Below are 12,271 nucleotides of genomic sequence, written 5' to 3'. Positions count from 1 at the left end.
GGCCGGGGACATCGCGGCGGCCGGATCAGCGGATGCCGAGCTGGTGGCACCGCTGCGGGGCGTGACCGCGACGAATCTCACCGCGATGCACGCCTGGGCGGTGCTGGATCGGCTCGCTGCCCTCTCCGCGGAGCGCTGGGCCGAGCCGGGGCCGGCGCGACTGGAATCTCTGTGCGAGGCGTTCCTGTACATACACGAGGCGCTGGTGGATACCCAGGCCAACCTGTGGCTCGGCGGTGAGATCGGGCGACTGACCACGATCCTGGCCGACTCGGGCAAGCTCGCGGTGTCCGCGGAAACGTTCGCGGGCCTGTCCGCGACCGGAAAGCATGCCGTCGCACGAGCCGAGAACACTCGCGAGATCATGGCTTTCGGGAATGTGGCCGACGCCTACAACTATGCCGGGAGATCGCTCGCCGCCCCGGAAGGTGAGAGCCGAACCCTGTCGCGGCCGATCGTGGCGGCCGCCGTATTGCCCGCCGGCCTCGGTGCCGCGACCCGAGCACCCGGATCGGGAACTTCCACGGTCGTGGCCGAGGAAGGTCTGCGCTGGCAGCTGCTCACAGATCCGTCGGTCCGGTTCGCCGGGCAATCACTGCTGTACCTGGAGATACCCGCCGGAACCCGGGTTCGGTGGGACGACGGCCGACAGTACCTGGAAGTGCACGACACCCTCGAATGGGAGACCGTACGTTCGTTCACCGACGACGACGGCCGGCGACACACATACGGGACCGCGAGGCAGGTAGCCGGTCCCCTGGGACGCCGGGAGGAAACGCAGCCCCCGTCGGGCGGAAGCCGTGGATCGATACCGGGGCCGGAGACCGGCTTCTCCGAGGTGTCCGGGGGCGCTGAGCGGAGGTCGCGGCGCAGATACTCCGATTTGTCGGTTTGGTTTGCGCACGACAGGCGGCTCGGTCCGGACGCGTGGGCGGACGGGGAGCGCTACGCAGGCCGCTCGCTCGAAAATCCGGACACCGGAGCTGCCACGGATGCCGAGTTGGTGACGGGTGTGATCGCGGGTGACATGAGCGCCTACGAAGCGCTCTACGAGCGGTATCACCGGCAGGCCCGGCGAGTGGCGCTCGGAAACACCCGCAATCAGATGGATGCCGATGACGTTGTCTCGCTGGCTTTCTCGAGATTGCTGGGAACGCTACGGCGCGGCAACAGGCCGTCTGGACCGTTCGGTGCTTACCTGGGCGGCGTCGTACGACATCTCGCCGCATCCTTTTACAACGACGGTCGGCTCGTGTTCATCGACGAGCAGGAAGCGCTGGATCGGCTGCAGCAGGGCGGCACCGGTGTCGATGGTGCTGCCGTGGATTCGGACTGGCTCGCCTCCGATGTGGGCCGTGCATACCAGGCACTGCCCGATCGCCTTCGCACAGTGGTCCGGTGGGTTGATCTGGAGGGCGCCACTCCTGAGGAGGTGGCGGCTCTCACCGAGCTGCCCGTCGGCGCGGTGCGGGATCTGCTCGAGGACGCGCATCGGCTGATGCGGGGTGAGCTCGTGCAGTCGGGTCCGGGCAGTTCGGTCACCGCGCTCGGAGCGCACGGTGCGGAGCTCGCCGCCATGTTGGCCGGCGGGGGCGTGTACGTAGCGGAGGCGGGTGGCCTCGGCGCCCTGCTCCCGGCACTGTCGACGGCCCGGCGGACCCGGCCGGACGAACTGGCCGCGCTTGTCGACACGTTGAGCGAGTACCAGCGGGAACTTTTCATCCGCTGGTTCCTGGGGCAATGGCCGGACGAGATCGCCGGCACAGTGGGACGAGGGGAGTCCGCAGTGACCGCAGTACTGCGGTCACTGCGAGCAGCGGCCGGTACCGTGGTCGAAGGATTGGGCGGGCAGGCACAGGACCGTGCACCCGGGCGGCACCGAACGCGGCAGAATCCACTGCTGCTGTATATCAGTGCGGTCGTCGACGGCAGTGCGGAGCTGGTGACACCGGAGATTTTGTCGAACCTGACCGAAACGCAGCGCGAACAATTCGACCTCTACTTCGTACAACGTGCCTCGTTGGTGCGTGTCGCGGCGCACTTCCGGACGCCCAGACTGCAAATGCGCCGGCAACTCGTGGCGATCGCCTCGTTGGTCGCCGACCAACTGCCCAGCGAACTACGCGACCGGTTCGCGCGGGGCGTCGATCTGCATCCTGTCACGCGTCGAGATATCGCCCGAGAAGCCGGTGTATCGATCCATGCAGTGAAGCGGGCGTTGGACGGTCGCGCCGGCATCGACGCGGGCACCGCGGAATACATCCGGGCCGTGGCGGAGCGGTTGGGCCGGCGACCGGGTGGTCGCGGCAGGATCATCGCGGCCGCGGCTCCGCTGGGAGACGGTACAGCACCGCCGGTTCCGGTGGTCCGGGATGCCGGTCCGTGGCAGCGCACCGAACGGCGGAGTGCGGAGCTACAGACTGTGCAGGCGGCGCATCCCGACGATATCGCCCGTTGCATACCGAACCTGCGAGAGACCGACCGTGAACTGGCCTATCTGCTCGTCCGGCAACGAAAGACCGTTGCCGAGGTCGCATCTCTGCTGGGTCGTAGCCGGGCGTCGATCAATGTGGCGCAGCGTGCGATCGCCCGGAATCTGGCCGGGTTGCTGGCCGGTGGTGTTTCGCTGAACGGTAGGGCGGCCGTGGATTTCGTCGAGAGGGCCCAATCGGACCATCCTGAGGTGCTGGCGCCGTATCTGGGCGAGCTCTCCGGAACTCAGCGCAGGTATTTCGAGTGGTATTTCGTCCAGGGCCGCGGCGTCACCGAGATCACTGGTCTCAGTGGACGATCGAAGCGGGGAGTGCGTACCGCGCTGAGACTGATAGCCAACAGTCTTACGCTCCGGCTCGACCCGGATTTCGTCGAGCGGTCCGCGGACACTCCCGTTGCGGAGTGGGTACGCGCTGCCCGGGCCGGCGACGAGAATGCTTTCGATCGGCTGTCCGCGCGCTACGCCCACCGTATGTTCCTGCGAATCTTGCCGACCGCTCAGGACAGACCCGCGGCGGAGAAAATCCTTGAATCATCGCTGCGGCGCGCACGAAGCGAACTGCATCACCTGCAAGCCGGGCAGGATGTCGGGGCCTGGTTCACGGCGGTGGCGGTCGAGACCGCCGGCCGGAAGGCGGCCCACCATAACGCTGCCACGGTACAACCGGGCGGTTGGGAACTGCTCGTTGCCGAGGCGGTGCAGCGGTGGCAACCGACCGCGCTGGCCCCTCTGCGAACGTATCTGACCCCTGGTCAGCGGACCTGTTTCGACCTGTACTTCGCCGAGGGTAAGACCGTGGCGCAGATGGTGCAGGCCACCGGCCGGACGAAGTCCACGGTGACCTCGCAACTGCGACGGACAGCCGAGGTGCTGATGGAGCATCTGCCACTCGAGCTCCTCATCGAGTACACGACCGCAGGTCGTCTGAGCCGAGTCACAATGGCGGACGTCGGCGCGGAGGCGGGTGTGACGCGGGAAACCGCGCATCGGATCATGGCGGGGACTTCCAACGCGGCCAGCGCGGCTGTGGGACGAGTGCAGGCGGCCGCTGCCCGGGTCGGATGGTCGGTTGAGCGGCCGGGTGTGGTGATCACCGCGGGCCTCGAACGACCTTCACCGATCCCGGTCGTGCGGACCGCGGAAGGTGGTGGGTATCAGCATGGCCGCGGACAAGCCCTGCTGCGCATCCGAACAGCGGATCGAGCAGATGTCCGGGCAGTGATAGAACTTCTTCCGCATCGGCTCAGGACCAGTGCTGCCTCATTGTTCGTCGATCGCCTATCGCCCGGTCAGGTGGCATACAGGCTGCGGCGTCCACTTACCGAGATCGAGAATCAACAGAGTTGGCTCGCGCCTCGGGTGGCGGCGGCCCTGTCCAACGGTGTGCTGCTCACCGACGCGACGGCCCTGCTGCTGATCGAAGTTGTATGGTCCGGTGATCCCGACGCGATCTCGAGCAGCCTCGGATTCCTCTCGCCCGTGCAGCGATCCGATCTGGCACGCTTTCTGGCCGGTCGCACCATCGAACAGATTTCGCAGGCCCGCGGCCGGAACTTCCACACGGTCAAGGCGCAGCTGTATCACAGTGCCCATGTGCTTTCCGGCCTGCTCGATCCGGAGACGGTGCGCTACATCGCCGGCCGGGGCACGCTGCGCCGGGTGACGCTGCGCGACGTTGGCCTCGCCGCCGGGACCAGCGATGCGACTACGCAGCGAATACTGCAAGGCCGCGGTCACGGGGACTCCGATGCTGCGCAACGGGTCCGGGCCGAGGCCGAACGGCTCGGCTGGTCGGCCGAACGCCGTGGAATCGTGATCGAAACTGCCGCCGGAGTCGAGGCGGCCTACTGGCGGCGGCCGTCGTCTCCGGAGGAGGAGAATGCGCAAGCCTCGAAGGTTTCGGTCGAGGTGGCGGGCAGACCGCCCACGCGGGGTGCGGTTCACATCGTCGAATTGCGCACCGCCGCGGAAAAGGCTTCTGCGAAAGCAGACCCCGCCGCTACCGGCGGTGCGGAACTCAACCTGGTCCGCAATACCCCGCCCGACACGATACGACTCGCCGTCCGGAAGTTCACGACTCGCCATCGTGAGTTCATCCGACTGCGGTTCCTCGTCGATCGGCCGCTGTCCATCCCGGACATCGCGAAACAGATGGGCATGTCGGAGGCGGCCGCGGGAGCTCTGCAGGACCGGTTGGTCCCGAAGATCGCGACAGCGCTGACCACCGGCGAAGTCTCCACCGTCGGGGGACGGGCGCTGGCGCTGGTTACGTCGACGTGGCTGGATGCTCGACCCGCGTTCCGGCGTGCCTTGCGGAAACTGCCGACCGACGAGCGCAAGACCATCGAATCGCGGATCGTTCAGGAGAAGACCCGTGACCAGATGGTGGCCGCTCTCGCGGAAACCGGGCGCACCCCTCAGGGTCTCGCCCAGCTGTACAAGCTGGCGGTGCGTCATCTCGCCGAGGAGATCACCGGCTTCCGCCAGCGACTTCCCGGCGACGCGATGGAGCGGATCGAGGCGGCCGAACGCCACGACCGACCAGCGCTCGAGCGATTCGTCCGCGAACTGAGTGCAGAGGCGGTCAGCGACGACGAGCGGCGATATCTCGAATTGCGCTACCTTGAGCGCGCCGCGCCGGACGACATCGCGGTCGCATTGGGCAAGACCATGAACTCGGTCAACCAGCTGCGACGGCGCGCGGTGGTGAAGCTGGCGGATCTGCTGGTCGCCGATCTGCTTCCCGGTCCGGCCGCCGGCAAATACACGGTTCTCGATACCGTCCGCCCGGTAACGGCCGCCGATGTCGCGGCCCTCGCGGGCGTCAGTGTCAGCACTGTGCACCGCGTGTTCCGCGGTGTGGTCACTTCACCCGAGGTCAGCTCGGCGATAGACCGGCTCGGCTTCCGAGGACAGGCTCCCCGAACGCGATCGTGGTCGATGCCGGGCCCTGCCGCACCGCATACGACAGGTACGCGAGCCGAGGTGCCGGTCGTGGCGTCCGACGGGGACGGCGAGTACGCCGCACCCTCCGATTCGACCGGTGCGCGTGAGGCGGGGCATCTCGCCAATCTGTGTGGACAGCTGGTGCTGGCCCGGTTGCCCTGGGTGGACCCGAGCCGGATACCCGAAGCCGTCGGTACGCAGGGTTTGGGGGTCTCGCGAATCGTGGAGATCGCCGGCGCCGGTCCGGAGCATGTTCGCCGGCTCGCGGTGGACCCGGATCGACCGTACGCGGGGGTCGCGGAGGCACTGAGCGCACTCCCGGAGGCGGTGCGCGAGGGTGCATCGGCGCTGGTGTTCGTGGGCTCGGACGAGGCCGACGAGCACGGTGTGGCCGGGCACGTGTTCCGTGCGGTGTACCGGGACGGTGAGGTCCACCGAGAAGATCCGGGCCTGGAGATATTCGGTCTGCTCGACGGCACGGTCGGGCCGTGGGATCGGGAGGGCGTGAACGGTCTCTGGATGGTCGCGTTCGACGCTGCCGGAGAACCCGTTGCGCTCCCCGGCGCGCCGGCCGACCCGGCGGACCTCGAATTCGCGGTCGGCCTGTCGCACGATACGGTCGGTGACCAGGTGCTGTCGGTGCTCGACGAGGCCGGGGAGCAGTGGCGGAAGATGCTTCCGCGAACCGTCAAAGTACGGCATGTGTCCAGCATGCCCTCGGGTATGGCAGGTTCCTATTCGCTGACCGAACTGGTGAACCGTGTGCTCACCACCGACGCGAGCCTGCTGACGCAGGCCGTCACCCTGGTCCACGAAAACGAGCACGGCCGGGATGCCGAAGAACTGCCCATGCCGGACCCGTACACGATGCTGCGCGGCGAGTACGTGCACGCGACCCTGCGCTGGGAAGCGAGAGCGTTCGCACGGGAAGCGACTTTCGCGGACGTGCTGAAGTCATCCGGCTATGACCTCGAGGAAGACGATCGGCACATCGTCTACCACGAGGCGCACAGCAAGGCGATCCGGGACGCTCTGCGGGCCGACCCGCACCTCTCCGAGCCCGAACAGCTGGCGGTCGGCTACCGGGCCGGTGTCCGCGCTCTGGAAGTCTTCCTGGCGTTTCCCGACAAGGTGACGAAGTTGTTCGACTCGCCGGCGAAGCTGGCGGAGTTCTGCGCGGCGCCGGAAAAGCTGGACGAACTCGTCTCGGGCGAGGCCTTCGGTAACCACCCGCGAGAGGCGCGCGACAGGTTGGCGATGATGATCGCCTCGCCCGAGAATCTGCGGGCATACCTCGAGGCGCCGGAAGCGCCCGGCAGCCGTCTCTCCACCGCCGAATATCTTGGTGAACCCGGCGAATACGTGAAGGATGCCCGCCGGAATTGGCTCGCGGCGCGCACCGCGAACGGACTCGAAACCCGGCATACGCCCACCACACCCGAGAACGCAGAGGAGATCCGGCGGGCGGCTATGACCCGGACCGCTGCGGAACGAGACCTCGCGCTTCTCGATCGGGCGATCGGCCGAGATATCGAGCGTCGCAGTGTGCGCCCGGCCGGTCCGGAATCGCCCGCCGATCAGCGTCGGCGCACTCACGCCGACCTCCAGTTCCGCGATCTGGTCGCGTGGCGTGCGATCGTGGCCCGGGATGCGGCCGCAGCGCGGGCGACGGCCGACGCGACCGCTGCCCGCGACGTACTGTCCGCCATGTTGCGGCACGAGCCCGGGATGTTGCTGACCGACCACGTGGCCGTGATCGGCGGCAATTGGCCGCGCCTGGTCGTCATCGCCGGTGAGGCCGGCGATCACCGGCAGCGACGTGACGACGCGATCGCCGCACATCCGGAGTTCGGGGAGCTGACAGACCTCGACTGTGAATTCTGGTCCGCCTCCAGCGACTCGTACGGCAGGGTGTGGGTGGAGCGGGTCGGCAATCCGGAGGCCCGTCCGGAGCCGGCCCTGCCCGAGGTGCCCTGGCTGAACCTGGCCGATCGGGCCGGAAAACAGCGGATTCGCCGGGCCCGGCAAATGATGCGCGAGACCACGAACGGGCGCCGGGCCGATCGGATCCTCAGTGACAACGAGGTCGTGCTGCTGCTGGAAGCAGATGCCGACGACCGTTACTACCCGGCAAGAAACGTCCAGGTGCTCGATGCCGGCAACTCCGACGCCGAACTCGCCGCGGCCCTGACCGCCTGCGCGGTCCATGTTCTGGAGGCCCGGCGATCGCCGGGCAGCAGTGCGGCGCGGCAGCTGCTGGAATCGGACCGGCCGGGGTACGTGAAGTCACGGCTGGAAGAAGAGGCGCAGGCGCAGGCGGAACGTGCCGAGACCTTACGGCAACTGCGAGAACTGGGTTACGACACCGAGCCACCCGGTCCGCTCGAACGTGTCTACACTGCGGCATACCGTCACGTTCTCGGCGGAGTCGGGGCCGGTAGATCGCCGTCCGAGCCGGAGATGGCTCTTGCCCGGCAAGCCGGTACGACCGCGTTGCAACCGCTTTTGGAGCGCATGGGGCCCCGTCTGTCCGCCCCCACCTACGCCGAGTTCTACGGGTGGGCTTGGGACGACGCGAACGGTTACCAGCGCGCACAATCGGATCCGGAGGAGCAGGCCGCGGCGGAGAAACCGGAGGCCGAACCAGGCGTCGCCTTCGATTTCGAGGATCGGCTGCGGGAACTGGTCGCCGAGACGGAGCGGGCCGAAGAACTCCGCGACCGCGCGCGTGCGGAGCTGTCCGATCTGTCGGACGAAGAATTGGCGGCGCTCACCCCGGCGTCCGGTGCGCTGGAACTGCTCTACCGGGCCACTGATCCGCGTAGCCGCGCTCAGATCTCCCGTATCGAGGAGTACCACAAGTGGGACGGGCGGATCGATATGATCGCGGCCGCGGTCGACGCCTATGAGCGAGCCTCCTACCAGGGGGCCATTTGTGAGATGCTCGCCTTCGAACGAGCGCTCGATCCCGCGCGCCTGACGGCGGGATCGCCGCTGCTGAAAGAATTGTCTCGCGAGCAGAACGAAGCCTGGGACGAGCTGGCGCGGTTCCTGGACATCGAACGAGCGCGGCTGACCGCGGATCAGGTGCACAACCTGCTGGGGCAGGCACAACAACAGCAGCGTGCACCCTTGTCGCCGGACGATCCGCGAAGGTTCCTCTTCGCCGATCGCACGGCCGAGATGTGTGCACGGGTCCTGGCGGTGGATCCGATCGTCCGGGCCCTCGAGTCGCTGGCCGACCTGTGCACGCGGGCGCAGAAACTCGATGCCCGCGCCCACCCGGACGCCGGGCAGCCGGTCGATTCCGCGAGCCGGATCGATGCAGCGCTTTCCCAGGCGCCGGGACTCGACGATGACACCCGGGCCGCCCTGACCGAGCTGCTCGGTGCAGCGCTGAAACGCCCGGGTGCGCGCCTCTGGCCGGTCGAACCGCGGGGAGCGGAGCAGCTGATCCAGGTTCGCGACGCCGACGGCAGCAAACTGCTCGATATCCGGATGGCGCCGGGCACGACGACGGTCCACCTGGCCCTGCAACGTGACCGGCCGGACCGCGTCCTGTTCGCCCAGACCCTGGTTCCCCGGCTGTTGACCGGGTGGCCCGAACAGCAGATCGACACAGTATTCACCCAGGTCGTCGAACGGTTCGCCGGAATGAACCGGCCCGGTGGTGCCCGGCTGATCGGAGCCGACGCCACCTTCACCGCGGAGCTCTCCGGTGCGCGTGGCGCGCGCGCCCTCGATGTCACCGTCGCGGGCGGCGCCGGCAATCTCGCCTTGTACTTCGACGAAGAGTCCGGGGCCACTTCTTCCGCCGGTGCAGTCGTGTCCGGAGCTATGGAAGGCGCCGCCGAGTACATTCCCGCGGCGGATTCCGGGCGCGCCGCGTACCCCGGCTCACCGACTGCTGAACCTACTGCGCCGCAACAGGAATACGCAGATTCGGTCGCCGGGGATGCGCACGGGTGGATCGGCGATCGGGCGACTGCGGCCTGGGCGGATATCGACGCCCACACCGAGTTCAGCGGCCCCTTCAACTGTGGTCCGCTGGTGCAATGGTTCGTCCGGGATGCCGTCGGTGGCGACGCGGCGGCGGCCATGGAACCCGCAGCGGTGGACGATGAGTTGATCGCGCTGGCCGGTATGCACAAGCTCGACCTCGTCGGGGGGTTGCGCACCGGCTGGGCCGAGCGACCGATCGGCGCCGGTGCCGAGGGTCTCGCCGCCATGGTCGCGCAGGTGCACCGAGCCGGTGGCGTGCTGGTGGGTGGAGTGGACTCGGCGGGCGCAGGTCTCGGCCACTGCTTCGCCGTGGCCGCCGTGACGGCGGAATTCGCGGCGGTGTTGAACGCGTTGCCGGTGGCGCTGCGGGGAGAGGCCGAGGTCCAGGCCGGGGAATTGGTCGTCTTCGACAACGCGGCGGGCGGACTGCTGCGGGGGCAGGCGATCTACGACTGGGTCGTTTCCGGCTGGGCCGGTTCCGCGGACGTCCATGTGGCCGGGTTCGACGCCGCGGGTGTGGCGCACGAGGAATTCGATATCGAGGTGCAGTGGCAGCGCGGCCCGGCCGGCCGGCTCGGTGCACTGGAACGCGGTGTCCGCACGCAGCCGTGGGGGCAGCGCGCCGGCTCCCAGCAGGAACTCGACCGGGCCGGGGCGCGGTTGGCGGCCCTCCTGGGCCTCGGGCCGGCGGGTGTGGACCGGGAACATCTGCGCGTCGCCCTGGAAGCGATACGCCGGGAGCTCGACCGCCTCGACGAGGCCGGATGGAATCGGGTGGCCGCCGGCCGGGCGCCGCGCGTGCTGCCCCGCCTGCTCGGTCGTTTCCTGGCGGACCTGCAGATGCTGGAAACGATTTCCGATCCAGCGGTGCGGCAGTTCAAAGCGAGACCGATCCACGAGGATTTCGCCGACGATCTGGCCGATGTACTGGGTGGTCCGAGTGGCCGCGTCGTATTCGGTTCCGCACTGGATCGGCGGCCGGCCCTGGTACGGCTGGCGGAGCAGTCCGGGGATCGAGCGCTCGGTGAGCTGGCCGAAGCCATCGCCACGTACCAGGACCTCGCCGACGGTCTGTCCGCCGCCACCCCGGCCCACTTGCAGCGGCGTCATTCGACCAGGGTGGAAGGTTTCGGCGCACTGAGCGATTCGGCTGCCCGGACCATGATCGCCACAGTGCACGACCTGCTGGAGCGGTTCCCGATTCCGGTGGCCGGGATCGCGGTCACCCGGCGCAGCGACGAAGCAGCGCCGGAGGAGCAGCGCGTTTCCTCGGTCGCCGGCGCGAACGTCGACGGATACGCCATCCCATCGGCCCGATTGGAGGTGACGGTACCGTCCCGGCGAAGCCCCTCGGAGGAAGAGGTTCGCCGGGCAGCCATCGAAGGAATGGGAAAGGCGCTGGTCATCGCGGGCCGCTGGCGGGCCGAGCTGCAGGCCCCGCGCGCCCTGCGAGAGCACTTCCGCAACACACACGGCGACCCGGAGAGTGCGGATTTCACGGCCTGGCTTCGCCGGCAGTTCCCGGCGTCGTGCTTCGACGGTGACGCGTTCCTCCCCAACCCCGCACTCGCGCGATCCTTCGCCGGTGTGTATCGGGAGTTGGCCGATCTCCGTCCCGACCCGGACATCCCGGTGACCGAGGGAGTACGCGTTCTCTACGAGCTGCTGGTGCGGCTCGCCGAGGAAGTGAACTTCAGCAGGGACCGCGCCCTGCGTACTCCGGAGACGGATCAGGAGCGGGCCGACCATCGCGCGAAGCTGGAGGCCCTGCGGCAGCTCGAAGCGCGACTCGGGCGTTCGCTCCGCTATCAGGATCTCCTGATGGTCGAGGTCGATCTCGAGACGGTACTGGAACTCGTCGACGAAACACTGCGCCACTACGAAGAAGTAGGCGGTACCGACCTGGTGGAGTTCCGGGTGGCGCCGGACTCCTCGCCGTCCCATGCGTTCGTGACCACCGCACCCGACGGTGTGGTCGTCACACTGAACGAGCGATGGGCGATCAACAGGGAGTACCTCGAGACATCGCACAAGATCTCCGTCGACGACGGTTTCCGATCGCGGTCGCGTGGTTCGGCCTGGCGTGCCAATTTCGCGCATGAACTTGCCCATGTCGGTCAGCGGTACTCGGCCCGGGCGCTTGTGCCGGACAGCACCGAGCCGGTGGGCAGCGAAGTTCTGGCGCGGCACCAGGCCGAGGAATGGCGAAAGGTGCTTCCGCAACTGGTGGCGCTGTTCGTCGAAAGCGGTCGCTCCGAGGATCTCGGCCGGCTGCCGGCATGGCTGCGGGCAGTGCTCTCCGGATACAGTTTCAAGGCGGACGGCACCCCCAATTTCGGAGAAGCGTTCGCCGAAGCCCGCGGAGCGGTATTGCACGGCCTGCATCCCGAACAGGCCGAGCGGATCCTCCATTCGCACCAGGTGGAAACGGCACGCGCGGAGACAGAACGCCGGCTCCTTCGCGGCGAGCAGCCGGCGGCCGGTGCGCCGGACGGGGTTTCGCCGGTCGCCGGACAACGGCCGATGCCCTCCGGCGAACAGCCCGCGGCTCCCGAGGCGATGGGCGCCGCACGGGCGGAGACGGCAGCAGCAGCGGGGCGCCCGCTACGCGGGTCAACGAATACGCCGCTGCGGCCTCGATTCTCGGTCCACACCGCGTCGGTGTCCGATATCGAAACGGCGCTGGGCCTTCCGTACCGCCGCCACCGTGATGGGCGGCTATGGGCCCCGGGGCCGGGGCGCGGGGTCCCGGAACAAGCACTGGCCTTCCACCACGGACATGGTCACGACGGCGGCGCGGGTGGGCGGGCCAGGGCTTCCGGCGGGCCC

General features: G+C 68.3%; 1 protein-coding gene (running past both ends of the window). It reads left to right on the top strand.

Every position in this 12,271-nt window falls within one protein-coding gene, locus tag NF4_RS11675, for a LuxR C-terminal-related transcriptional regulator, read on the top strand. The gene is 50,490 nt long; 23,717 of those nucleotides lie to the left of the window and 14,502 to its right, leaving coding positions 23,718-35,988 in view — codons 7,906 (partial) to 11,996 (complete); the first codon wholly inside the window starts at position 2. Both the start codon and the stop codon lie outside the window.

Source organism: Nocardia fusca NBRC 14340, from assembly GCF_001618425.1.
Classification (GTDB): Bacteria; Actinomycetota; Actinomycetes; order Mycobacteriales; family Mycobacteriaceae; genus Nocardia; species Nocardia fusca.
This window is presented reverse-complemented; position numbering and strand designations above follow the sequence as displayed.